The organism is Pseudomonas gozinkensis, from assembly GCF_014863585.1.
Classification (GTDB): domain Bacteria; phylum Pseudomonadota; class Gammaproteobacteria; order Pseudomonadales; family Pseudomonadaceae; genus Aquipseudomonas; species Aquipseudomonas gozinkensis.
The window spans coordinates 243239-266057 of sequence record NZ_CP062253.1; the positions used below are offsets into that span (position 1 = coordinate 243239).

General features: G+C 61.8%; 21 protein-coding genes. 12 read left to right on the forward strand and 9 right to left on the reverse strand.

What is annotated here, in order from left to right:
* Window positions 1–44 precede the first annotated feature (44 nt).
* Both gabT and IHQ43_RS01030 read left to right on the forward strand, forming a co-directional pair.
* Window positions 45–1322 (forward strand): 4-aminobutyrate--2-oxoglutarate transaminase, encoded by a 1278-nt coding sequence (gabT, locus tag IHQ43_RS01025; protein ID WP_007957613.1) that lies wholly within the window; start codon window positions 45–47, stop codon window positions 1320–1322.
* Window positions 1323–1463: 141 nt separating this feature from the next.
* On the forward strand, window positions 1464–2675 hold the full coding sequence (locus IHQ43_RS01030; RefSeq protein ID WP_192563071.1) for a response regulator: 1212 nt from the start codon (window positions 1464–1466) through the stop codon (window positions 2673–2675).
* A gap of 138 nt (window positions 2676–2813) precedes the next feature.
* Here IHQ43_RS01030 and IHQ43_RS01035 read toward each other — a convergent pair whose 3' ends face one another.
* Both IHQ43_RS01035 and desA read right to left on the reverse strand, forming a co-directional pair.
* On the reverse strand, window positions 2814–3803 hold the full coding sequence (locus IHQ43_RS01035; protein WP_192563072.1) for a GGDEF domain-containing protein: 990 nt from the start codon (window positions 3801–3803) through the stop codon (window positions 2814–2816).
* 145 nt (window positions 3804–3948) lie between these two features.
* Entirely contained in the window at window positions 3949–5133 is a 1185-nt protein-coding gene (gene desA, locus IHQ43_RS01040) for a delta-9 fatty acid desaturase DesA (RefSeq protein WP_192563073.1), read from the reverse strand.
* A gap of 146 nt (window positions 5134–5279) precedes the next feature.
* Here desA and dibA point away from each other — a divergent pair, with 146 nt between their 5' ends.
* The 6 genes from dibA to IHQ43_RS01070 all read left to right on the forward strand — a co-directional run bounded on the left by dibA (window position 5280) and on the right by IHQ43_RS01070 (window position 11595).
* Complete coding sequence (gene dibA, locus IHQ43_RS01045; RefSeq protein WP_192563074.1) at window positions 5280–7199, forward strand: phosphodiesterase DibA; 1920 nt, start codon at window positions 5280–5282, stop codon at window positions 7197–7199.
* 190 nt (window positions 7200–7389) lie between these two features.
* Complete coding sequence (oscA, locus tag IHQ43_RS01050; RefSeq protein ID WP_039772974.1) at window positions 7390–7572, forward strand: sulfur starvation response protein OscA; 183 nt, start codon at window positions 7390–7392, stop codon at window positions 7570–7572.
* Window positions 7573–7711: 139 nt separating this feature from the next.
* On the forward strand, window positions 7712–8725 hold the full coding sequence (locus IHQ43_RS01055) for a sulfate ABC transporter substrate-binding protein (RefSeq protein ID WP_179693054.1): 1014 nt from the start codon (window positions 7712–7714) through the stop codon (window positions 8723–8725).
* A 172-nt stretch (window positions 8726–8897) separates the two neighbouring features.
* Window positions 8898–9716 carry a sulfate ABC transporter permease subunit CysT gene (cysT, locus tag IHQ43_RS01060; protein WP_085712655.1) on the forward strand — a complete coding sequence of 273 codons (819 nt, stop codon included), beginning with the start codon at window positions 8898–8900 and terminating at the stop codon, window positions 9714–9716.
* 13 nt (window positions 9717–9729) lie between these two features.
* Window positions 9730–10602: a sulfate ABC transporter permease subunit CysW gene (cysW, locus tag IHQ43_RS01065; RefSeq protein ID WP_007952817.1), complete on the forward strand. Its 873-nt coding sequence runs from the start codon at window positions 9730–9732 to the stop codon at window positions 10600–10602.
* 3 nt (window positions 10603–10605) lie between these two features.
* Entirely contained in the window at window positions 10606–11595 is a 990-nt protein-coding gene (locus IHQ43_RS01070; protein ID WP_064382696.1) for a sulfate/molybdate ABC transporter ATP-binding protein, read from the forward strand.
* Between the two features lie 123 nt (window positions 11596–11718).
* On the opposite strand, the gene IHQ43_RS01075 is transcribed toward IHQ43_RS01070, so the two are convergent.
* A complete protein-coding gene (locus tag IHQ43_RS01075; RefSeq protein WP_192563075.1) occupies window positions 11719–12243 on the reverse strand; it encodes an Mpo1 family 2-hydroxy fatty acid dioxygenase in 525 nt (174 codons plus the stop codon).
* A gap of 85 nt (window positions 12244–12328) precedes the next feature.
* Here IHQ43_RS01075 and IHQ43_RS01080 point away from each other — a divergent pair, with 85 nt between their 5' ends.
* Window positions 12329–13012: a Crp/Fnr family transcriptional regulator gene (locus tag IHQ43_RS01080; RefSeq protein WP_192563076.1), complete on the forward strand. Its 684-nt coding sequence runs from the start codon at window positions 12329–12331 to the stop codon at window positions 13010–13012.
* 123 nt (window positions 13013–13135) lie between these two features.
* On the opposite strand, the gene uraH is transcribed toward IHQ43_RS01080, so the two are convergent.
* Entirely contained in the window at window positions 13136–13546 is a 411-nt protein-coding gene (gene uraH, locus IHQ43_RS01085) for a hydroxyisourate hydrolase (RefSeq protein ID WP_192563077.1), read from the reverse strand.
* Between the two features lie 16 nt (window positions 13547–13562).
* The gene (locus tag IHQ43_RS01090; RefSeq protein ID WP_192563078.1) at window positions 13563–14045 is read right to left on the reverse strand and encodes a GlcG/HbpS family heme-binding protein; all 483 of its coding nucleotides are present in this window, start codon (window positions 14043–14045) and stop codon (window positions 13563–13565) included.
* 136 nt (window positions 14046–14181) lie between these two features.
* Between IHQ43_RS01090 and IHQ43_RS01095 the strand changes: the two genes are divergently transcribed.
* Window positions 14182–14862: a heavy metal response regulator transcription factor gene (locus tag IHQ43_RS01095; protein WP_007952810.1), complete on the forward strand. Its 681-nt coding sequence runs from the start codon at window positions 14182–14184 to the stop codon at window positions 14860–14862.
* A complete protein-coding gene (locus tag IHQ43_RS01100; RefSeq protein ID WP_192563079.1) occupies window positions 14852–16237 on the forward strand; it encodes a heavy metal sensor histidine kinase in 1386 nt (461 codons plus the stop codon). The genes IHQ43_RS01095 and IHQ43_RS01100 overlap by 11 nt, the downstream gene beginning before the upstream one ends.
* A 131-nt stretch (window positions 16238–16368) precedes the next feature.
* On the opposite strand, the gene IHQ43_RS01105 is transcribed toward IHQ43_RS01100, so the two are convergent.
* Window positions 16369–17373: an AraC family transcriptional regulator gene (locus IHQ43_RS01105; protein WP_192563080.1), complete on the reverse strand. Its 1005-nt coding sequence runs from the start codon at window positions 17371–17373 to the stop codon at window positions 16369–16371.
* A gap of 100 nt (window positions 17374–17473) precedes the next feature.
* Here IHQ43_RS01105 and IHQ43_RS01110 point away from each other — a divergent pair, with 100 nt between their 5' ends.
* Entirely contained in the window at window positions 17474–18547 is a 1074-nt protein-coding gene (locus IHQ43_RS01110) for a fatty acid desaturase (RefSeq protein WP_192563081.1), read from the forward strand.
* Between the two features lie 130 nt (window positions 18548–18677).
* Here the strand turns inward: IHQ43_RS01110 and IHQ43_RS01115 are convergent, their stop codons facing one another.
* From IHQ43_RS01115 to IHQ43_RS01125, 3 genes are read right to left on the reverse strand one after another with little or no spacing between them, the layout of a single operon-like run.
* Entirely contained in the window at window positions 18678–20288 is a 1611-nt protein-coding gene (locus tag IHQ43_RS01115) for an arylsulfatase (protein ID WP_192563082.1), read from the reverse strand.
* A 14-nt stretch (window positions 20289–20302) separates the two neighbouring features.
* Window positions 20303–21118 (reverse strand): ABC transporter ATP-binding protein, encoded by an 816-nt coding sequence (locus IHQ43_RS01120; protein WP_192563083.1) that lies wholly within the window; start codon window positions 21116–21118, stop codon window positions 20303–20305.
* The gene (locus IHQ43_RS01125; protein ID WP_192563084.1) at window positions 21115–22713 is read right to left on the reverse strand and encodes an ABC transporter permease; all 1599 of its coding nucleotides are present in this window, start codon (window positions 22711–22713) and stop codon (window positions 21115–21117) included. Before IHQ43_RS01125 ends, IHQ43_RS01120 begins: the two co-directional genes overlap by 4 nt.
* Window positions 22714–22819 lie beyond the last annotated feature (106 nt).

Consider the following 22819-nt stretch of genomic DNA (forward strand, 5'->3'; position numbering starts at 1 on the left):
ATCCTTGAACCACGCCGCCCGATGAGCGGCGAATGAGGACTGTAATGAGCAAGACTAACGCTGAACTGATGGCCCGTCGTACCGCAGCTGTTCCACGTGGTGTTGGCCAGATTCACCCGATCTTCGCCGAGTCCGCGAAGAACGCGACCGTGACCGACGTTGAAGGTCGCGAGTTCATCGACTTCGCTGGCGGTATCGCTGTACTGAACACCGGCCACGTGCACCCGAAAATCATCGCCGCCGTGACCGAGCAGTTGAACAAGCTGACTCACACCTGCTTCCAGGTTCTGGCTTACGAGCCGTACGTTGAGCTGTGCGAGAAAATCAACGCTCGCGTACCGGGCGACTTCGCCAAGAAAACCCTGCTGGTGACCACCGGTTCCGAAGCCGTTGAAAACGCCGTGAAAATCGCCCGTGCCGCCACTGGCCGCGCTGGCGTGATCGCCTTCACCGGTGCTTACCACGGTCGCACCATGATGACCCTGGGCCTGACCGGTAAAGTCGTGCCTTACTCGGCCGGCATGGGCCTGATGCCAGGCGGCATCTTCCGCGCGTTGTATCCGAACGAACTGCACGGCGTGAGCATCGACGACTCGATCGCTTCCATCGAACGCATCTTCAAGAACGACGCCGAGCCGAAAGACATCGCCGCGATCATCATCGAGCCTGTGCAGGGTGAAGGTGGTTTCTACGTCGCACCGAAAGAATTCATGAAGCGTCTGCGCGCCCTGTGCGACCAGCACGGCATCCTGCTGATCGCTGACGAAGTGCAGACCGGCGCTGGCCGTACCGGCACGTTCTTCGCCATGGAACAGATGGGCGTTGCTGCCGACCTGACCACTTTCGCCAAATCCATCGCTGGCGGCTTCCCGCTGGCCGGTGTGTGCGGCAAGGCCGAATACATGGACGCCATCGCTCCAGGCGGCCTCGGCGGAACCTACGCCGGTAGCCCGATCGCATGCGCCGCGGCCCTGGCCGTGATGGAAGTGTTCGAAGAAGAAAAACTGCTGGACCGCTGCAAGGCTGTCGGCGAGCGTCTGGTCACTGGCCTGAAGGCTATCCAGGCCAAGTACCCGGTGATCGGTGAAGTCCGTGCCCTGGGCGCGATGATCGCAGTCGAGCTGTTCGAAAACGGCGACAGCCACAAGCCAAACCCGACTGCAGTCGCTGCTGTCGTGGCCAAGGCGCGTGACAAGGGTCTGATCCTGCTGTCCTGCGGCACCTACGGCAACGTTCTGCGCGTCCTGGTACCGCTGACCTCGCCGGACGAGCAACTGGACAAGGGCCTGGCGATCATCGAAGAGTGCTTCTCGGAGCTGTAATCCGTAGCACCGTGTGATCGGATCGACAAAAAACCCGCTTCGGCGGGTTTTTTCATGCCCGGAAAAACACTTGCGCGGTTTTCAGGTTGTACCGAAACGCCAGCATTGGCTAAGGTTCAAGCATTGCAAGGGAGGGCGAGCATGACGGCCGTCGAATTACCCGCTGTACCCCGAGTGTTGATTGCCGAGGCCGATCCGTGGTCGCGTGACCTGCTCAAACAAGTATTGCTGAACGTGCGCTGCGATGCGCGGCTGGACCTGTGCGCCGATGGTCAGCAGGCAATGACGCTGCTCAGCGAAGTCCCCTATGACCTGGCGATCGTCGACTGGGAGTTGCCCGGCGTCGATGGCTTGAGCGTGTTGCGCAGTGTCCGCCAGCGCAAACGCAATCCGCCGCTGCCGTTCATTCTGATGAGCAGCCGCAACGACAGCGCCAGCGTGCGCGAAGCCCTGCCGCTGGCACCGACGGCCTATCTAACCAAACCCCTGAACATGGAAAGCCTGACCGAGCGCTTACAGGGATTGCTGCTGAATGCCGGCGAAGAAGTGTTCTGTGAAGTACCGGCGCTGGCGCCGGGCATGACCCTCTCGGTATTCCTCGAACGTCGCCGCGAGCAGGCCGATGGCGCACCGCTGATGACCGACGTGCAAGTGGCGGTCAAACGCAGCCTCAACCCCAACGGGCTGGATCTGAAGCTGCTGGAAGAGGAAATCCGCACCGATCCGCAGATCACCGCCGTGTTGATTGCGGCGTCCAACAGCGCCGCCCAGCACCATGGCGCGCCAGTGCAGACCCTGGCGCAGGCGTTGCATCGCCTGGGCACCGGGCAAAGCATGAACCTGATTCTCGGTCTGGCACTCAAGCGCAGCGCCCGACTCAGCGACCCGTGCCTGGCGGATTACGCCGAGCGCTATTGGGGCCTGTCCCTGCACACCGCCGAATATGCGCGCACCCTGGCGCGCCTGCTCGATCTGGATCAGGAGCGCTGCTACTGCGCCGGGATGCTCCATCGCCTCGGCGATCTGGCGTTGCTGCGTTGTCTGCAGGAGTGGAAGCAGGCCGGCGGCGAGCTGGATGAAATGGAAGAAGTCGGCGATGCGCTGGCGGAATTCGGTGCGGCGTACGGCTCGGCGCTACGCACCCGGTGGCGCCTGCCGCTGGAGTTGCGCGAGCTGATTGCCTCGGTCTACCAGCTCGGTGGCGGGGTTTACTCCCGCGAGGCGCTGGTGATGAGCATGGCGGCGCAGATGGCGCGGCTGACCGAGCATGAAGGCGTCGAGGAACTGGCGAAGAGCCGCACGGCGCGGTTGCTCAAGATCGGATTGCCGGAGCTGATGCGGATGCGCAAATAACCGCGCGCACTACGAATCCCTGTGGGAGCGAGCTTGCTCGCGAAAGCGGTATGCCAGTCAGCGCTATGTTGACTGGCAAGACGCCTTCGCGAGCAAGCTCGCTCCCACAGTAGTCTTGTGTTGGGTTGAGGTCGGGAGTCAGGCGGAAATGATCCGGTTCTTGCCCTGCCGTTTTGCCTCGTACATCGCCGCGTCCGCGCGGGCGAACAGGGTGTCGAGGCTTTCGTCTTCCGGGGTGAGGCTGGTCAGGCCCTGGCTGACGGTGATGCCGAACGTCTGATCGGCGTGATTGAAGCTCAGCCGCTGGATTTCCCGTTGCAGCCGTTCGGCCACCTGCATCGCCATGTCCGGCGCACAGCCCGGAAAAACCGCAGCAAATTCCTCACCGCCAATCCGCCCGAACAGGTCTCCCCGGCGCAACGAGGCACGACCGCATTCGGCGATCCGTTGCAACACGTTGTCGCCTTCCGGGTGGCCGTAGGTGTCGTTGATCACCTTGAAGTCATCGATGTCCAGCAACAGGAACGCCAGTGGCGCCCCTTGCAGGCGGGCGTCTTCGAACTCGCGGTGGGCGCATTCGAAGAAGTGCCGGCGATTGCTGCTCTGGGTCAGCACATCGGTGGTGGCCAGGCGTTGCAGCTCGGTCTCCATCTGCTTCTTGTCGGTGATGTCTTCGGCGATACCGACGATGATCACCGGTTGCCCCGGTTCGTCCTGACGGTTGATGAAGCACTTGTCGCTGATCCAGCGCACCTGGCCGTCAGCGGCGATGATCCGGTATTCGCGGTCTTCCACGGCGCCTTTGTGCAGCACTTCGGCGAGGCTGCGTTCGGCGTATTCCAGATCGTCCGGGTAGATGCTGTCGCGCCACTGGTTGTAGTCCGCCAGCAAGAGGCCGGCCGAGCGGCCGAAGATCCGTTCATAAGCCGGGCTGACGTACAGCACCTCACGGGTTTCCCAGTTGAAGGCCCAAAGCACGGCGTTGACGCTGACCAGCAGCGAGCTGAACAGCTGCTCGCGTTCGCTCAGTCGGGCGACTTCGCCCTGGGCGTGCATCAATGCCATCAGGGTTTGCGCGGCTTCGGGCCACTGGGGAGGGGATGAGTCTTTTTGATTGTTGTTGACCATCGACACGAATCTCAAAAGGCGTGCCGGGAAGTCGACAACGGCCACGGGAAAACCCGCCGGGGGTGGCGAAGTGTCTTTGAGATAGGGGAACGGGGGTGAAGTTCCGAAGGGTGCGCCCTGGAATGGGGCGCACCGATCAACGGCATCAGGCGGCGGCAGGGCGCAGCGAGTAGGTTTTCAACTGGTCGGCGAATTCACGCAGGGACTGGATGCCACTGGCCTCGGCCTCGTGTACCCATTCCTTGATGGCGGCGAGCATGTCATGACCATTTGCGCTGGTCTTGACCCAGATCTGCTGCAGGGCCAGGCGTTTCTCGTAGATTACCTTCAGCGCCTGGCTGTGCTCGAGCATGTTCTGGATGCGCGCGTGGTGGCGATCTTCCAGCAGGCTGGTTTCCCGCGAAAGCAGGCGTTTGGCCCGGTGGAACTGGTGACGTACCGAATGATCGACCTTCGCCAGTTCCTGCTTGACCAGCGGCCCGATCACCAGCTTGCGGTACTGGGCCATGATCTGGAAGCGGTTGTTGAGGATCGCCATGGCGGTGTCCATGTCCAGGCTGCCCTTGCCTTCGACGCGGTGGGCAATCGGCGCGACCCGCTGGACCTTGGCCAGACGCAGGAAGCTGAAGACCTGGATCCAGGCCCAGCCCAGGTCAAACTCCCACTTCTTGACCGACAGCTTGGCCGAGTTGGGGTAGGTGTGATGGTTGTTGTGCAGTTCTTCGCCGCCGATCAGGATGCCCCATGGCACCAGATTGGTCGCCGCGTCGCGGCATTCGAAGTTGCGGTAGCCGACGGCATGGCCGAGACCGTTGACCACGCCGGCCGCCCAGACCGGAATCCACATCATCTGGATCGCCCAGATGGTGATGCCGATGGTGCCGAACAGCAGCAGGTCGACCACTGCCATGATCGCCACGCCCAGCAGCCGGTAGCGGCTGTAGAGGTTGCGCTCGATCCAGTCTTCGGGGCAGTTCTTGCCATAGATGCGCAGGGTTTCCGGGTTCTGCGCTTCTTCGCGATACAGCTCGGCGCCTTTGCGCAGGACGGTGGACAGACCCTTGACGACCGGACTGTGCGGATCATCTTCGGTTTCGCATTTGGCATGGTGTTTGCGGTGGATGGCGGTCCACTCGCGGGTGTTCTGCGCCGTGGTCAGCCACAGCCAGAAACGGAAGAAATGCTTAAGGCCGGCATTCAGCTCCAGAGAGCGATGGGCCGAGTAGCGGTGCAAGTAGACCGTGACGGCAACGATCGTCACGTGGGTCATCACCAGGGTGACGGCAACCAGTGACCAGGCCGACAAGCCAAGAAAACCTTCGTACCACATAGGCTATAGGGCCCTCGATAAAGAAAAAACAGCCGTTGCATTATCACCAAGCACACAGATAAAACCAGTCGCCCTTTCAGATAAGAGATGGCTGGATGTTTCTTGACCTATAATCCCGACATTTTTGTAGGGACATGGACGGCCGAATGTCTGCCACTTACCGCGATGCCTTGCGTGCAGCGCTGCTTTACCTGGTCCTTGCCGTTGTCTGGCTGCAAGGTACTGGTTATTTATTGAACAGTTTCTTCGATAACTCTGACGAACTGTTGCGCTGGCAACTGATCAACGGCTACGTGTTTGTTGCGCTCAGCGCCGGGTTGATCTTCCTGGCCCGGGCGCGGCTGTTCGAATGCCTGGGCATCGGTGCCCGCCTGCGTGAACGCCAGGCGGATCGCGAACGCCTGCGTCAGGCCGCTGCGGTATTCGATTGCACCCGTGAAGGCGTGCTGGTCACGGATCGGCAGGGGCTGATCGTGCACGTCAATCGTGCCTTCATGGAAATCACCGGTTATCAGCGCGAGGAAGTCATTGGCCAGCAGCCCAGCCTGTTCAAGTCCGGACACCATCCGCCGGGTTTTTATCAGGCGATGTTCGCCACGTTGCAGGCGCAGGACGAGTGGAGCGGTGAAATCTGGAATCGCCGCAAAAGCGGCGAGATCTACCCGCAGTGGCAGACGATCCGGGTGATCCGCGATGAGGACGGTCGGCTCAGCCACTACGTCGCGGTGTTTTCCGACATCAGCGCAATCAAGGATTCCGAGCACGAGCTCAAGCACCTGGCCCACCACGATCCGCTGACCGACCTGCCCAACCGCCTGCTGTTCAGCGACCGCGCCGAACAGGCGCTGGCATCGGCGCAGACCCACAAGCGCGGTTGTGCGCTGCTGATGATCGATCTGGACCATTTCAAACTGATCAACGACAGCCTCGGCCACAACATCGGTGACCGTTTGCTCAAGGCGGTCGCCGCGCGTTTGCAGGCGTTGTTCGGGCCGGGCATCACCCTGGCGCGGCTGGGCGGCGACGAGTTCGCGGTCCTGCTGGAAAGTTGTCCACAGCCGGCGCAGGCGGCGGCGCTGGCTCAGCGCATTCTCGATGCGCTCAAGGAGCCGTTCTGCCTCGATGGTCATGAACTGTTCATCAACGCCAGCCTCGGCATCAGCCTGTTTCCCAGCGATGCACTGAGCGCCGAACAACTGCTGCGCAACGCCGATGCGGCGCTGTTCAAGGCCAAGAGCAGCGGCCGCAATGGCTACGCGCTGTACACCGAAGAACTCACCGCCCATGCCCAGCAACGGGTCGAGATCGCCTTCGAATTGCGTCGCGCGCTGGAGCAGCAGGAGCTGCGGGTCTACTACCAACCGGTGCACGACCTGAAAACCAGCCGTCTGATCGGCGTCGAAGCGCTGGTGCGCTGGGAGCATCCGCAGCGGGGCCTGGTGTCGCCGGCGGAGTTCATCCCGATTGCCGAGCGCACCGGGCTGATCTCGGAAATCGACGCCTGGGTCATGCAGCAGGCCTGCCGGCAGATGTGCCAATGGCAGCAGGCCGGGGTGGTGTTGTCGTTCGTCGCGGTGAACGTGTCGTCACGCTTGTTCGCCCGTCGCGAGTTGTACGAGCAGGTTGCGCAGGTGCTGCACGAGACCGGCCTGGATCCGGCCTATCTGGAACTGGAAGTTACCGAAAGCGCGGTGATGGACGATCCGGAAGTCGCGCTGGAGCAGATGCATCGTCTGCGCGAGCTGGGCATTCGTCTGGCCATCGATGACTTCGGCACCGGTTATTCGTCGTTGCTGCGACTCAAGCGCCTGCCGGTGCAGAAGCTCAAGATCGATCAGGGATTCGTCGCCGGCCTGCCGTGGGACGAGGACGATGCGGCGATTGTCCGGGTGATCATCGCCCTGGCCCGCAGCATGGGCATGCAGGTGCACGCCGAGGGCATCGAGCAGGCGGAACAGGCGGCGTTCCTGCTGGGCCAGGCCTGTGATCTGGGGCAGGGCTACTGGTTTGGGCGGCCGGTCCCGGACGCGCAAATCGACTGGAATCGGGCGCCCTTGATTGGTTGAGGGCGGCGTATGGCGGGTTAGCCGACGGGCAAATTCGCCGCAAACCCTTGCTGCATCACATAATGTTTTCCAGTTATATAAACATTCTTAAATAGTCTTTTTAAGAATATCCAAAGCTCTCTTATATTGCTCCCACGCCGAACGCAGTGCCGCCCACTGCCAGGCATATCCCATACAAAGGAGCAGCACCATGAGCGCATCCCTGCGTAGCGTTGACGGTCAGGACGAAAGCACCATCTTGCGCGAAATCCAGAGCGCCCTGCGCGACCTGCGTTTCGGCGCGGTGGAAATCACTGTGCATAACGCCCAGGTGGTCCAGATCGAACGCAAAGAGAAATTCCGCTTGCAGCAACCGGGCAACAAACCGAGCTGAACCCAAAAAGATTCCAGCCTGCGCCCGCTCTTGCCGGGGATCAATGCAAGAGTGGGCGCAGGCGGTGATCTTTACAGGCAACCCGATTTTCGAAATCCATAAGAAAAAGCCACCACCAAGAATTCCAGGAGCTTTCACCATGTCGTCGATTCGCCGTTACGCTTTGGCCGCCCTGGCCAGTGCTGTGTTTGCCGGTTCCGCGGTTGCCAAGGATTACGAACTGCTCAACGTGTCGTATGACCCGACGCGTGAGCTGTATCAGGATTACAACGCCGAATTCGTGAAGTACTGGCAGGCAGAGCATGCCGGCGACACCGTGAAAATCCAGCAATCCCACGGCGGTTCGGGCAAGCAGGGCCGTGCGGTGATCGACGGTCTGCGCGCTGACGTGGTGACCCTGGCCCTGGCCGGTGACATCGACGAAATCGCCAAGCTCGGCAAGACCCTGCCGGCCGACTGGCAGAAGCGTCTGCCGGAAGCCAGCACGCCGTACACCTCGACCATCGTGTTCCTGGTGCGCAAGGGCAACCCGAAAGGCATCAAGGATTGGGGCGATCTGGTCAAGAACGACGTCTCGGTCATTACCCCGAACCCGAAAACCTCCGGCGGTGCGCGCTGGAACTTCCTCGCGGCATGGGCCTACGGCCTGAAAGCCAACGGCGGCAACGAAGCCAAAGCCAAGGAATACGTACAGACTCTGTTCAAGCACGTTCCGGTCCTGGACACCGGCGCCCGTGGCTCGACCATCACCTTCGTCAACAACGGTCAGGGTGACGTGCTGCTGGCCTGGGAAAACGAAGCCTTCCTGGCGCTGAAAGAAGACGGCGGCAAGGACAAGTTCGACATCGTCGTGCCTTCGCTGTCGATCCTCGCCGAACCACCGGTGGCCGTGGTCGACAAGAACGCCGAGAAGAAGGGCAACGAGCAGATCGCCGAAGCCTACCTCAAGCACTTGTACAGCCCGGCCGGTCAGGAAATCGCCGCGAAGAACTTCTACCGTCCGCGTGACAAGGACGTAGCGGCCAAGTACGCCCAGCAGTTCCCGAAACTGGAACTGGTGACCATCGACAAGGACTTCGGCGGCTGGAAAACCGCACAGCCGAAATTCTTCAACGACGGTGGCGTGTTCGACCAGATCTATCAGGCGCAGTAATCTGAAATAAGCTGCAACCGAGCTTTAGTGCCGGACACCCCATGTGGGAGCGAGCTTGCTCGCGAAGGCGGTGTGTCAGACAACGTAAGTGTTGAATGATGCTCCCTCTTCGCGAGCAAGCTCGCTCCCACATTAGTGCGTTCAGCGGAACGTTTTTTAACCAAGGACTTTTATGTCGCGTCGTATCTCCCCCGTCATACCCGGCTTCGGGCTGACGCTGGGCTACACCTTGGTGTACCTCAGCCTGATTGTGCTTATCCCGCTGGCGGCGATGTTCATCCACGCCTCACAGCTCACCTGGGATCAGTTCTGGACGATCATCTCCGCGCCCCGCGTGCTCGCCGCATTGAAGTTGAGCTTCGGCACCGCGCTGTGCGCCGCGATCATCAACGGCATCATCGGCACGTTGCTGGCCTGGGTGCTGGTGCGTTACACGTTCCCGGGGCGCAAGGTGATCGACGCGATGATCGATCTGCCGTTCGCCTTGCCGACCGCGGTCGCCGGTATTGCCCTGACGGCGCTGTACACCCCGACCGGGCTGGTCGGGCAGTTCGCCGCCGACCTCGGTTTCAAGATCGCCTACACCCCGCTCGGGATCACGCTGGCGCTGACCTTCGTGACCCTGCCGTTCGTGGTGCGCACGGTGCAGCCGGTGCTGGCGGACATTCCTCGTGAAGTTGAAGAAGCTGCGGCGTGCCTCGGTGCCAAACCGTTGCAGGTGTTCCGCCATATCCTGTTGCCGGCGCTGTTGCCGGCCTGGCTGACCGGTTTTGCCCTGGCGTTCGCCCGTGGCGTCGGCGAGTACGGCTCGGTGATTTTCATCGCCGGCAACATGCCGATGAAAACCGAGATCCTGCCGCTGCTGATCATGGTCAAGCTCGACCAATACGACTACACCGGCGCCACTTCCATCGGCGTGCTGATGCTGGTGGTTTCCTTCGTCCTGTTGCTGCTGATCAACTTGCTGCAGCGGCGCATCGAAACCCCATAAGGAGGCGCGAACCATGTCCCAATCGTCTATTGCGGCCGCTTCCTCGGCCAACGCCGCCCGCCGTGGCAGTGCCACTTCGCGGCGGATCCTGATCGGCCTCGGCTGGCTGATTTTCTTCCTGTTTCTGGTGCTGCCGCTGTTCATCGTGGTGTCGCAGGGATTAAAGAACGGTCTCGGCGCATTCTTCACCGCGATCTTTGAACCGGATGCCCTGTCGGCGCTGAAACTCACTGTGATCGCGGTGCTGATTTCGGTGCCGCTGAACCTGGTGTTCGGCGTCAGCGCCGCGTGGTGCGTGAGCAAATACTCGTTCCGTGGCAAGAGTATGCTGGTGACGCTGATCGACCTGCCATTCTCGGTGTCGCCGGTGATCGCGGGTCTGGTCTACGTGTTGATGTTCGGCGCCCAGGGCCTGTTCGGGCCGTGGCTGCAGGATCACGACATCCAGATCGTCTTCGCCCTGCCGGGCATCGTGCTGGCGACGATCTTCGTCACCGTGCCGTTCGTGGCCCGTGAGCTGATCCCGCTGATGCAGGAACAAGGCACTCAGGAAGAGGAAGCTGCGCGCCTGCTCGGCGCCAACGGCTGGCAGATGTTCTGGCACGTGACCGTCCCCAACATCAAATGGGGCCTGATCTATGGCGTGGTGCTGTGTACCGCGCGGGCCATGGGTGAGTTCGGTGCGGTGTCGGTGGTCTCCGGGCACATTCGCGGGGTGACCAACACCTTGCCGCTGCACGTCGAGATCCTCTACAACGAATACAACCACGTGGCCGCGTTCGCCGTGGCGAGCCTGCTGCTGATCCTGGCGCTCTTCATCCTGCTGCTCAAGCAGTGGAGCGAAAACCGTATCAACCGCCTGCGCGCCAGCGCCGCGGAGGAATAATTCATGTCGATCGAAGTGCGTAACGTCAGCAAGAATTTCAATGCGTTCAAGGCGCTGGACAACATCAGCCTGGACATCCACAGCGGTGAGCTGGTGGCATTGCTCGGCCCGTCTGGCTGCGGCAAGACCACCCTGCTGCGCATCATTGCCGGTCTGGAAACCCCGGATAACGGCAACATCGTGTTCCACGGCGAAGACGTGTCCGGCCACGACGTGCGGGATCGCAATGTCGGGTTCGTGTTCCAGCACTACGCCCTGTTTCGCCACATGACCGTGTTCGACAACGTCGCGTTCGGCCTGCGCATGAAACCGAAAAACCAACGCCCGACTGAAAGCCAGATCGCGACCAAGGTTCATGAGTTGCTGAACATGGTGCAACTGGACTGGCTGTCGGATCGTTATCCGGAGCAGTTGTCCGGTGGTCAGCGTCAGCGTATCGCCCTGGCTCGCGCCCTGGCGGTAGAGCCGAAAGTGCTGCTGCTCGACGAGCCGTTCGGCGCCCTCGACGCCAAGGTGCGTAAAGAACTGCGCCGCTGGCTGGCGCGCCTGCACGAAGACATCAACCTGACCTCGGTGTTCGTGACCCACGACCAGGAAGAGGCGATGGAAGTGGCCGACCGCATCGTGGTGATGAACAAAGGTGTGATCGAGCAGATTGGCTCACCGGGCGACGTTTACGAAAACCCGGCCAGCGATTTCGTCTATCACTTCCTCGGCGACTCGAACCGTCTGCATCTGGGCGATGACAACCACGTGCTGTTCCGCCCGCACGAAGTGTCGCTGTCGCGGCATGAGCTGGAGGATCACCACGCCGCTGAAGTCCGCGATATCCGGCCACTGGGTGCGACCACGCGGGTGACGTTGAAGGTTGAAGGCCAGACTGATCTGATCGAGGCGGAAGTGGTGAAAGACCACGACAGCCTGACCGGGTTGGCGAAGGGTGAGACGTTGTTCTTCAAGCCGAAGGTCTGGCAGAAAGTCGCCAACGTTTGATCTCGCTCGTTCCCACGCTCTGCGTGGGAACGCCGCTATGGACGCTCCGCGTCCACTGTGACGCGGAGCGTCACGGTATGCATTCCCACGCAGAGCGTGGGAACGAGCGAGCCGGGCTGTGGTTCAGACAGCCGCGCGATTCGGATTGACCCGCACCACACCCGCCCGCGCCTCGATCTGTTCTTTCAGCTCATGGCGCATCCCGAGCATGAACGCCAGTTCGGCCACCACAAACAGCGGCCCGACAATCAGTCCGCTCAAGTCATCGACGAACGCCGGTTTGCGCCCTTCATAGTGGTGCCCGACAAACTGGATCACCCAGCCGATCACGAACATCGCCAGACCGCTACTGAGCCAGACCATGGTGCTCTGCTGCGCCAATACATGTCCGGCCCAGACCGATAGCCCCATCAACACGCTCATCAAAACCCCCAGCTTCAGTTCCAGGCGCAGGTAAAACCACGCCGAAGCGAGGGCCGCGATCACCGCCGGGGAAATCCACAATCCGCCCACCGGCCATTCCGGCCGCGACAACAGCACGGCCACCGCCACCACAATCAGCGGAATCCCGATAAAGTGGCTGGCGATGTTGCGCGGGTCACGGTGGTAAGCGGCGTATTGACTCAAATGATCGACGAGGCTTTTCATTGTTGTTCCTCCTGTAGGGTGATCGAATCATGCCCTGGGTTCACGGCTCGCTCTGTCAGGCAGGCGACAATCTTTAGGAGAACGCATGGATAAGGTCTGGCGCGAACGCCTGCTGACCGGGCAATGGTTCAGTCATCTGCCTTCGTCCTTTCAGGATAGTCTGCTGGCGGCGGCCCGGGAGCGGCGGCTGGCGGCGGGGCAGCAACTGTTCCAGCGCGGCGATGCGCCGTGCGGGCTGTACGCGGTGCTCGACGGCGCGGTACGCATCGGCGCGGTCAGCGAGCAGGGCAAGGAAGCGTTGCTGAGCCTGGTGGAGGCGCCACACTGGTTCGGCGAAATCTGCCTGTTCGATGGCCAGCCCCGCACCCACGATGCTTACGCGGTCGGGCCTTGCACCTTGTTGAACATTCCCCAGGCCACGCTGCTGAAACTGCTCGACGAGCACCCCGTCTACTGGCGGCATCTGGCTTTGCTGATGAGCCACAAACTGCGCCTGACGTTCATCAACCTCGAACAGCTGAGCCTGCTGCCGGCCCCGGCCCGTCTGGCTCATCGTCTGCTGATGATCGCCGAAGGCTACGGCGAGCTCGATCCGCCACGCCGCGTGCTGCAACTGCCCCAGGAACAGTTGGCGTCGATGCTGTCGCTGTCGCGGCAGACCACCAACCAGATCCTCAAGGAGTTGCAGGGGCAGGGGATTATCGGTTTGAGTTATGGCGAGATCGAAATCCTCGACGCCGCGCGGTTGCGCGCGCTCGCCACACTTTAGTTTTCACCACTATCCCTGTGGGAGCGGGCTTGCCCGCGATTGGGGTCTGTCTGTTGTCCTCTACGTCGATTGACACGACGCCATCGCGGGCAAGCCCGCTCCCACAGGGGAATTGTATGTGGCTTACGAGCCGCGATAGGTCGAGAAGCCATACGGGCTGAGCAGCAATGGAATGTGATAGTGCTGATCCGTCTGCTGCACTTTAAAGATCACCGGGATCTCCGGGAAAAACGTCTCGTGTTTGGCCTTCTCGAAGTACTCGCCGGTCTTGAATACCACCCGATATTCACCTGCCTCGAACGGCTTGTTCGCCGGGAACAGCTCGGCGATCCGTCCCTGTTCATTGGTAGTGCCCTGCGCCAGCGGCAGCCAGTCCTGGCCGACATGACGTTCCAGCGTCACGTTGATGCCCGGAGACGGCAGGCCGTTTTCCAGATTGAGTACATGCACGCTCAGCGGGTTGCCGGCGGCCAGCGCCAGGCTCGAAAAAGCGCTCAGGCCGAGCGCGGCGAAAGTCATGCGCAGTGAGGTCATGATGATGCTCCTGGGTTCAAGTACGGTTGATGGACAGGCCGACGATTTCGGCAGCCTTGATTGCGCAGTTTTCGTCCTGCTCACCGCCACCGGAACCGGCAACGCCCATGGCGCCAACCAGCTCCTTGCCGGCGAACAACGGGATGCCGCCGCCGAGCAAAAGCAGCTCGTCGAGGGTGTTGAGGTTGGCGGTTTCCGGGTTGCTGCGGGCGCGCTCGGCGAACAACCGGGTCGGGGTTTTCGTCGACAGCGCGGTGTAGGCCTTGCGTTGGCTGGCGGCGGTGTTGTGGGGGCCGATACCGTCGCCGCGCAAGGTCACCAACAGGTTGCCGCCACGGTCGAGCACCGACACCGTGCCGGTGCAGTTTTTCAGTGCTGTGTCGGCCAGCAGCCGTGCGGTTTTCAGATCGAGATCGGCGTGAAGGGGCAGCTCAGGTGTGGCGAATGCGGCAGTGCCGAAGCTGATTGCCAGGCTGGCGATCCAGTATTTAGCGGTCATTGGCAGGCTCCAGAAGCGAAGGCCGCCACCTTATCCGCCGGTCCCCGTCGAAACCTCGTCAACCGGATTACAAGTTTGTAATGGGCAACGCGGCCGAAGGGGCCTAGCCTGTGCCTCTGATCAATCGAGGTGTGCCATGCGTTTGCTGGTCGTAGAAGATGAAGCCAAAACCGCGAATTTCCTCGCCAAAGGGCTGGGCGAGTCGGGTTTTGCCGTGGATGTGGCACTGAATGGCCTCGACGGGCGCTACTTCATCGAGCAGCAGGCATATGACCTGATCATCCTCGACGTGATGCTGCCGGGCCTCAACGGCTGGCAATTGCTGCAGCTGATCCGTCAGCGTGGCGCCACGCCGGTGCTATTCCTGACAGCGAAGGACGCTATCGAAGACCGCGTGCGTGGCCTCGAACTGGGGGCCGACGACTATTTGCTCAAGCCATTCGCCTTCGCCGAACTGCTGGCGCGGGTGCGCACGTTGTTGCGGCGTGGGCCGATGCGCGAAGCCGAGTCGTACAGCATCGCCGATCTGGAAATCGACGTGCTGCGCCGCCGGGTCAGCCGTGGAGGTCAGCGCATCGCCCTGACCAACAAGGAATTCGCCCTGCTGCATTTGCTCGCCAGCCGACAGGGTGAAGTGCTGTCGCGCACGCTGATCGCTTCGCAGGTGTGGAACCTGAATTTCGACAGCGACACCAACATGGTCGAAGTCGCGGTGCGTCGGCTGCGTTCGAAAGTCGACGATCCGTACATGCCCAAACTGATCCACACCGTGCGCGGGGTCGGCTATCAACTCGAAGCACCCGACGATGCGCGCTAGATCCATTGCCTGGCGCCTGGCCCTGGCGTTCGCGGCAGTCTGCGCGTTGGTGCTCAGCGCGATTGGCGTGTTCCTGTATCGCTCGCTGGCCTCGGAAATCGCCTGGCGCGACGACATGGCGTTGCTCGGTCGTCTGGAACAGGTGCGCGCGCTGCTCGCCGACAGCGACAGCCTCGACGCCTTGCAGGCCCGGCCACGGCTGTACCAGAACATGCTCGGCAACCTCGACAGTCTGCTGCTGGTGCAACGCGCGGACGGCTCGAGTGTGATCACGATCAACCCTCGCCAACGCGCACTGCCAACCGTGCAGGCCATCCCCCGGGAGCAACCTCCACAACGCCGTGATGTGCTGACCTGGCAGGCGGCGGACGGTGTCGAGCTAGCCCTGTTGTCAGGTCAGGCCCAAGGGCCGAACGGTGAAGCGCTGACCGTGATCGCCGGCAAGGTGCTGAGCGAGCGCGAGCAGATGCTCGGCAGCTATCGCCTGCGCTTGTATCTGGCCGTCGGCCTTGGTGCCGTACTCGCATTCACGCTGGGCCTGGTGCTGTTGCGCCGAGGCTTGCGGCCTCTGCGCAAGCTCAGTGAAGCGCTGCGCGGCATCGACTTGCGCAGCCTTGACCAACGCGTTCCCACCGTCGGCACGCCAGCGGAATTGCTGGAGCCGGTGCACGCGCTGAACGGCATGCTGGTGCGGCTGGACGACGGTTTCCAGCGTCTCTCACAGTTTTCCGCCGACCTCGCCCACGAAATCCGCACGCCCCTGCACACCTTGCTCGCCAGCAACGGCCAGGCACTGAATTACCCGCGCAGCAGCACCGAGTATCAGGAAGTGCTGGCGTCGAACATGGAAGAGTTCGAACGGCTCAAGCGCATGGCCGAGAATCTGATGTTTCTCGCTCGCGCCGAGCAGGCCGAGCGAGCGCTCGATCTGCGCATGCTCAAGCTGCAGGAAATCGGCGATGAGTTGTGCGACTACTTCGAGGCCTTGGCCGATGATCGGGGAATCCGTCTCGAAAACACGTTCAGCGGAGAATTGCTGGCGGACCAGCAACTGCTGCAACGCGCCTTGGGCAATCTGCTGGCCAACGCGGTACGCCATGCCCATGCCGGCTCGGTCATCAGCCTGTGCCGGCGCGATGAACCGGGCCTGTGCTGGCTGCAGGTGCACAACCTCGGCCCGGTCATCGCAGATGAGCATCTGGGCAAACTGTTCGATCGCTTCTACCGCGTCGACCCGTCCCGCGCCGAACCGGGAGATTCCGGCGGCCTGGGACTGGCGATCGTGCAGTCGATCATGCAATTGCATGGGGGGCGGGTGCGGGTCAGCAGTGGTGCAACGGGTACGGTTTTTGAGCTTGGATTTGCAGCGATCTGAATGGCCTCTTCGCGGGCAAGCCCGCTCCCACAGTAGTCGAGATGTGACACGGATTTTTGTGCGCCCCAATCCTTGTGGGAGCGGGCTTGCCCGCGAAGAGGCTGGTCGATTCAGTACAAATTCCAGGCCCGTCAGCGCAACTGATCCCGAAACTGCCCCGGCGTCATCCCCGTCCAGCGCTTGAACGCGCGACTGAAGCTGCTGGTGTCGGCAAATCCCAACAGATAACTGACCTCGCTCAGCGAGCATTGCGGATCGCGCAGGTGCAGCAGGGCGAGGTTCTCGCGGCTTTCATTCAGCAAGGTGTCGAAACGACAACCCTCGTCCGCCAGATGCCGTTGCAGGCTGCGCAGGCTCAGGTGCAGGGCCTGGGCGATGCGTTCGGCGCTGGGTTCGCCTTCGGGCAGTTGTTCTTCGATGGCGTCGCGTACCTTGCGCTCCCAGGTCAGCGGCTTGAGCTGGGCGAGGGTGCGTTTGAGCACCGCTTCGTTGTGCTCGGCCAGTTCCGGGTTGGCGTCGTCGAGGTGGCTGTCGAAGTCGGTGAGGGCGAATTCGATGCGGTCTTCTTCGGCGGAAAAATGCACCGGCGAGCGGAACACCTTGTGCCATTGATGCGCATCGGCCGGTTCCGGGCGGCGCAGGTACACCGCCAATGGTGCGTAGTCGCGGCCCAGGCGATTGCGGCAGGTGCGCACGTATATCGCGGCGAAGGCGTCGATGGCTTCGAAGGCCGGGGCCGGGTTGTCGGCCGGAATTTTCAGGCGAAACCGATAGCGGTCATCCATGCGAGTCAGTTCCAGTTCCAGCGCGTCGCTGACCACCTGGTGATAACGCACGATCCGCTCGAACACTTCCCGCAGGCTGCCGCTGGCCACCAACGCATAGCCCAATGCGTGAAACGTCGTAGGGCTGACGAACCGCGACACCCGCAAACCGATCGCCGGATCACCGCTGACCTGCACCGCGATTTCCCACAGGCGGGTGGTCGCGGACAGCGGATAGCGTGCGTTCGGGTCGTCCATCAGTTGCGGATCGAGCCCGGCCTGCTGGCACAGGGCAGTGCTGTCCAGCCCCAGCGCGTCGAGTTGCTTGCGCAGGGCACGGGTCCAGCTGGCGAGAGAAGTCGGTTCCTTCATGCTGATTGGCGCTTCCGGTCAACAGGTTGGCGTTCTCGGCTACCGCGTTCGGAATCCGCGCGGGGCAGGATACGAACATCAATAACCAGAGGATGGAAGCATGGACCGTACTTCTGCAAGTCCCCAGCGACACAATGCTGCCCAGCGATCAGCGCATATTCGCGAAGTGGTGCTGGAGAAGGGCGTCGAGCTGCGCGAGCGCTACCCGATACTCAAGCATCAGGATGCCCTCGGTGCGGGGATTCTGGCCTTTGCCCTGGCCGGGATGATCGGTTCGGCGGCGCTCTATATCACCGGGCACATGGCGTGGTGGGTGTGTCTGTTGCTCAACGCGTTTTTCGCTTCGCTGACCCATGAGCTCGAACACGACCTGATTCACAGCATGTATTTCCGCAAACAGCGAATGCCGCACAACCTGATGATGGGCCTGGTGTGGCTGGCGCGGCCGAGCACGATCAACCCGTGGATCCGCCGTCATTTGCACCTCAATCATCACAAGGTGTCCGGCACCGAAACCGACATGGAAGAACGGGCGATCACCAATGGCGAACCGTGGGGTTTTGCGCGGTTGCTGATGGTCGGCGACAACGTGATGTCGGCGTTCATCCGCATGCTGCGGGCCAAGACCTGGGCGCATAAATTCAGCATCATCAAACGTACCTTGAAGGTCTACGCACCGCTGGCGCTGGTGCATTGGGGCGCGTGGTATGTGTTTCTCGGGTTCCACGCGGCCAATGGCATCGCTTACTTGATGGGCTCGCCGATTGAATGGTCGGCGACCACGTTGTCGGTGATGCAAGTGATCGATATTGCCGCCGTGGTGATCATCGGCCCGAACGTGTTGCGCACCTTCTGCCTGCACTTCATCAGTTCGAACATGCATTACTACGGGGATGTGGAGCCGGGCAATGTGCTTCAGCAATGCCAGGTGTTGAACCCGTGGTGGCTGTGGCCGTTGCAGGCGTTTTGCTTCAACTTTGGCAGCAGTCACGGGATTCATCATTTTGTGGTGAAGGAGCCGTTTTACATTCGCCAGTTGACGGTGCCGGTGGCGCATAAGGTGATGCGGGAGATGGGGGTTCGGTTCAACGATTTCGGGACGTTCGGAAGAGCGAACCGGTTTGTTCGCAAGAATGAATTGGTGCAGGAAGAGGTGTGCACTGTCCGGGCTTGATGCGTGAGCTTGATGGCCTCTTCGCTGGCAAGCCAGCTCCCACAGGTTTCTGTGTCATTCAAAGGATTTGTGAACGACATTGAACCTTGTGGGAGCTGGCTTGCCAGCGATAGCGGTGGTTCTGGCAGTATCAATCCGGCTGAAACGGCGAGGCACTCAAAATCACGCCAGTCTCTTCCACATACTTTTGCCAGTGCTCGATCAAGGTGTTGAGCTTGTCCGGCTGACTCGAAGCCAGGTCATGAATCTCCCCCGGATCACTCCCCAGGTCATAAAGCTGCCAGGTCGCCGGCCCCACCGGCCCGGGGATCCACACTGCCTTCCACTGCCCCTGCCGAATCGCCCGGCGCCCGAACAATTCCCAACCGGTGACGGTGTGTTCGTCATGCACCTGCGCCGTCTCGCCGGACAAGAAACCCAGCCACGATTTACCACGCAACGGCGCCACCGGTTTGCCGTGCCATTGCTTGCCCGGATGGCGCACGCCGGCCAGATCGAGGATGGTCGGCGTGATGTCCATCACCGTGCCGAAACCATGGCTGATCTGCCCCTTCAGCGGCAGCTGCGGATAGTGCAGCAGCGCCGGAACGCGAATCCCGCCCTCGGTGGTGAACGCCTTGAACAGGCGTGACGGCGCGGTCGCCACCTGCGCCCAGTTCGGCCCGTACCAGACGTAGGAGTTGGCTCGGCCGATGTTGTCGAGGCTGTTGTCGTAATGCTGGCTCAGGTAGGTCACCAGCTCCGGGCCGAATTTCGGGAAGGCTTCCAGCAGCGCGCCTTCGGCACCGTTGTCGGACATGAACAGGATGAAGGTGTTGTCGAGCTGGCCCTGCTGGCGCAAGTAGTCGACGACGCGACCGATGTTCCAGTCCATGCGCTCGACCATCGCCGCGTAGACCTCCATCGCCCGGGCGGAAATCTGTTTCTGTTCATCGCTCAGCGCTTCCCATTGCGCGGTCAGCTGGACCAGCGGATGCGGCTCGACATCCGGCTCGATCAGCCCCAGCGATTTGAGTTTTTCCAGACGCTCGAGGCGCAGCACTTCCGGCCCAGCGTCGTAGCGGCCACGGTATTTTTCGACGATGTCGGCGGGCGCCTGCAACGGCCAGTGCGGCGCGGAAAACGGCAGGTACGCGAAGAACGGCCGGCTCTGGTCACGCTCCTTGAGGTACTGCAACAGCTTGTCGCCGAAGGCGTCTGAGGAATAGAAATCCTTGGGCAATTCGTCGATGAACGTGTCGTCCTCGATGTACAGCGCCGGGGTGGATTTCAGCAGGCCGGGTGTGTGTTCATCGTAGGTCGGTTCGAATCCGTAGTGGTTCGCCGCGCCGGGCAGCAGCGAGAACGAGCGCTCGAAACCACGGGCGTGGGGCGCCAGTTCGGCGGTCAGGCCCAGGTGCCATTTGCCGCTCATCAACGTCTGGTAACCGGCCTCGCGCAGCAACTCCGGCAGCGCGACGACACGGTCGTTGAGGTAACCCTCGTAACCCGGTTTGCCGATCAGCTCCGGGGTCAGGGTTTCGGCCATGGTGCCGATGCCGGCGATGTGGTGATCGGTGCCGGTGAGCAGCATCGAGCGGGTCGGCGAGCAGGTCGGCGCAGTATGGAAGTCGGTAAGGCGCAGGCCGTTGTTGGCCAGGGCATCGAGGTTCGGCGTGGCGATTTCGCCGCCGAAGGCACCGATGTCGGAGAAGCCGAGGTCATCGGCCAGAATCACCAGAAAGTTGGGACGTTGCGGCATCAACAAGCTCCTGTTCAGCAGGCAATGAACGACAACGGCAGATCGCGGATCTGCACCGGTGCGCTCGGTTGGTAATGGTCGTCACTGGTCAGTTCGTGCAGCAGTTCTTCGCGCAACTGATGGAAGTCGAAACTGCTGCGCTGGCGCGGATGGGGCAGGGCGATGTCCACCACCTGTTTGATCCGGCCGGGGCGCGGTTCCATCACCACCACGCGGTTGGCGAGGAAAATCGCTTCCTCGACGTCGTGGGTGACCAGAATCGTGGTGATCTTTGCCCGCTCGCGAATCGCCAGCAGTTCGTCCTGCATCTGCTGGCGGGTCAGTGCGTCGAGGGCGCCGAAGGGTTCGTCGAGTAATAGAATTCGCGGGCTCGCCACCAGTCCACGAGCAATCGCCACGCGCTGGGCCATGCCGCCGGACAGTTGATGCGGGTAGGCACGGGTGAAGTCCCGCAGGCCCACCAACTCGATGAAGTCATTGATGCGTTGCTGCTTTTCAGCGGCGCTCAGCGGCTCGTTGACCAGGCCCAGGCCGATGTTGTCGGCCACCGTCAGCCACGGGAACAAACGGTGTTCCTGAAACACGATGCCGCGCTCGCCGCCAATGCCATTGACGGCTTTGCCATCGACGCTGATCTGCCCGCGAAACTGCGTGTCGAGGCCCACCAGCAAGCGCAGCAGGGTGGACTTGCCGCAGCCGCTGGAGCCGACGATGGCGACGAATTCGCCTTCGGCGATATCGAGGTTGAATTCGCGAATCGCCTCCAGTTCGAAACCGTCGACGTCAAAGGATTTGCCTACGTGGTTGAAGCTGACAATCGGTGCGTTCATGCGTGTCTCCAGCGGGTCGCGCGGATTTCCAGGCGTTGGCCAATGAGGTTGAGCAGGGCGCCGGTGAGGCCGACCAGCAGCATCCCGGCCATGATCAGGTCCATGCGCAGCAGTTGTTGGGCGCCGATCATCTGGCTGCCGATGCCGCCATTGGACGGCATGAAATATTCGGCGCCGATGGTGCCGAGCCAGGCGTAGATCAGGCTCAGGCGCAGGCCGGCGAAAATCCCCGGCGCGGCGCCCGGCAACACCAGTCGGCGCAGGCGTTGGGCGAGGCTCAGGCGCAGCACCTGCGCGGCCTCGTTGAGCTGCGGTGAGAGGTTGGCGACGCTGCGTTGAGTCGCGACAAACAATGGAAAGAAAGCGGCGAGGGCGACGAACACCCACTTCGCCAGTTCGCCCAGACCGAACCACGCGGTCAGCAGCGGCACCCAGGCGAAAATCGCGATCTGGCGCAGGGCGGCAAGAGTCGGGCCGAGCACGCGTTCGCTGGTGCGCGACAGACCCAGGAGCAGGCCCAAAACGAGGCCGAGGCCACCACCAATCAACAAGCCGCCGAGTGTGCGTCCCAGGCTCAGGGCCATGCCCGAGATCAACGTGCCGTCGAGCAATCCGTTTTTCGTCGCCTCAAGCACTACCCACGGGCTGACCAGAATGTTGGCATCGATCCATTGCTGATCGACCGCCAGTTGCCACAACGCAAACAGCGCCAGTGGCAGCAGCCACGGCTGCACGCGCTGCCAGCCTTCATAGCGTGGGCCGCGACGAATTTCCGCCGTGGCCGGGTGCGGCCAGCGCACCAGTTTTTTGTCCAGCAGGCCGATGCCGCGATCCATCGCCACGCCGATCAGACCGATCACCACGATGCACACGAACACGATATCGAGCATGAACAGCTGCCGGGCCCAGACCATCAGGTAACCGATGCCTTCGCTGGAGGCCAGCAGCTCGACGGCAAGCAGCGAAGTCCAGCCAGCGGCCAGCGCCAGACGCACGCCCGCCATGAACGCCGGGAGGGCGGCAGGCAGCACCAGTCGGCGGATCAACAGGTGTGGCGGCAAACGTAAAACAGCGGCGGCTTCACGCAGTTTCGGTTGCGCATCGCGCACGCCGACCAGCGTGTGCAGGGTGACCGGCACCACGATGGCCTTGACCAGCACCACCAGTTTCAGCACTTCGCCGATGCCGAAAAACACCATGAACAACGGAATCCACGCCAGCGTCGGCACCTGGGCCAAGCCGGCGAAAGTCGGGAAGATCAGGCGTTCGAGACGACGGCTGAAGCCAAGTGCCGCACCGAGTACGGCACCGGCTGAAACGCCCGCCAGCAGGCCCCAGAACAACCGTTGCAGGCTGATCCACAAGTGACTCCACAACTCGCCCTGGGATAGCTCGATCGCGCTGTTCCACACCAGTGACGGCGCCGGCAGGATCTGTTCGCTCATCCATTGATTGCGCGCCGCCAGCCACCACAGGGCGAACAGTCCGAGCGGTAATATCCAGGGTAAAACGCGGTGGCTCAGGCTTGGCCAGGTGCGCCGGCTTTTCAACGGCGGTGCGGCCAGTGGCAGACTGAGCAGGGATTCACGGGCCATGGTGACCTCCGTTGTCGGGTTGGATCGAGTCAGAGGAATTAGCTAAAAACCAATAGTTATAAGTGAGTTGGAAAATAATCATTTTGGAGATAAGCAGCGCCATTTA

Coding starts and splice junctions, on each gene's coding strand:
- gabT (WP_007957613.1), top strand. CDS start 45: ATGAGCAAGACTAACGCTGAACTGATGGCCCGTCGTACCGCAGCTGTT.
- IHQ43_RS01030 (WP_192563071.1), top strand. CDS start 1,464: ATGACGGCCGTCGAATTACCCGCTGTACCCCGAGTGTTGATTGCCGAG.
- IHQ43_RS01035 (WP_192563072.1), bottom strand. CDS start 3,803: ATGGTCAACAACAATCAAAAAGACTCATCCCCTCCCCAGTGGCCCGAA.
- desA (WP_192563073.1), bottom strand. CDS start 5,133: ATGTGGTACGAAGGTTTTCTTGGCTTGTCGGCCTGGTCACTGGTTGCC.
- dibA (WP_192563074.1), top strand. CDS start 5,280: ATGTCTGCCACTTACCGCGATGCCTTGCGTGCAGCGCTGCTTTACCTG.
- oscA (WP_039772974.1), top strand. CDS start 7,390: ATGAGCGCATCCCTGCGTAGCGTTGACGGTCAGGACGAAAGCACCATC.
- IHQ43_RS01055 (WP_179693054.1), top strand. CDS start 7,712: ATGTCGTCGATTCGCCGTTACGCTTTGGCCGCCCTGGCCAGTGCTGTG.
- cysT (WP_085712655.1), top strand. CDS start 8,898: ATGTCGCGTCGTATCTCCCCCGTCATACCCGGCTTCGGGCTGACGCTG.
- cysW (WP_007952817.1), top strand. CDS start 9,730: ATGTCCCAATCGTCTATTGCGGCCGCTTCCTCGGCCAACGCCGCCCGC.
- IHQ43_RS01070 (WP_064382696.1), top strand. CDS start 10,606: ATGTCGATCGAAGTGCGTAACGTCAGCAAGAATTTCAATGCGTTCAAG.
- IHQ43_RS01075 (WP_192563075.1), bottom strand. CDS start 12,243: ATGAAAAGCCTCGTCGATCATTTGAGTCAATACGCCGCTTACCACCGT.
- IHQ43_RS01080 (WP_192563076.1), top strand. CDS start 12,329: ATGGATAAGGTCTGGCGCGAACGCCTGCTGACCGGGCAATGGTTCAGT.
- uraH (WP_192563077.1), bottom strand. CDS start 13,546: ATGACCTCACTGCGCATGACTTTCGCCGCGCTCGGCCTGAGCGCTTTT.
- IHQ43_RS01090 (WP_192563078.1), bottom strand. CDS start 14,045: ATGACCGCTAAATACTGGATCGCCAGCCTGGCAATCAGCTTCGGCACT.
- IHQ43_RS01095 (WP_007952810.1), top strand. CDS start 14,182: ATGCGTTTGCTGGTCGTAGAAGATGAAGCCAAAACCGCGAATTTCCTC.
- IHQ43_RS01100 (WP_192563079.1), top strand. CDS start 14,852: ATGCGCGCTAGATCCATTGCCTGGCGCCTGGCCCTGGCGTTCGCGGCA.
- IHQ43_RS01105 (WP_192563080.1), bottom strand. CDS start 17,373: ATGAAGGAACCGACTTCTCTCGCCAGCTGGACCCGTGCCCTGCGCAAG.
- IHQ43_RS01110 (WP_192563081.1), top strand. CDS start 17,474: ATGGACCGTACTTCTGCAAGTCCCCAGCGACACAATGCTGCCCAGCGA.
- IHQ43_RS01115 (WP_192563082.1), bottom strand. CDS start 20,288: ATGCCGCAACGTCCCAACTTTCTGGTGATTCTGGCCGATGACCTCGGC.
- IHQ43_RS01120 (WP_192563083.1), bottom strand. CDS start 21,118: ATGAACGCACCGATTGTCAGCTTCAACCACGTAGGCAAATCCTTTGAC.
- IHQ43_RS01125 (WP_192563084.1), bottom strand. CDS start 22,713: ATGGCCCGTGAATCCCTGCTCAGTCTGCCACTGGCCGCACCGCCGTTG.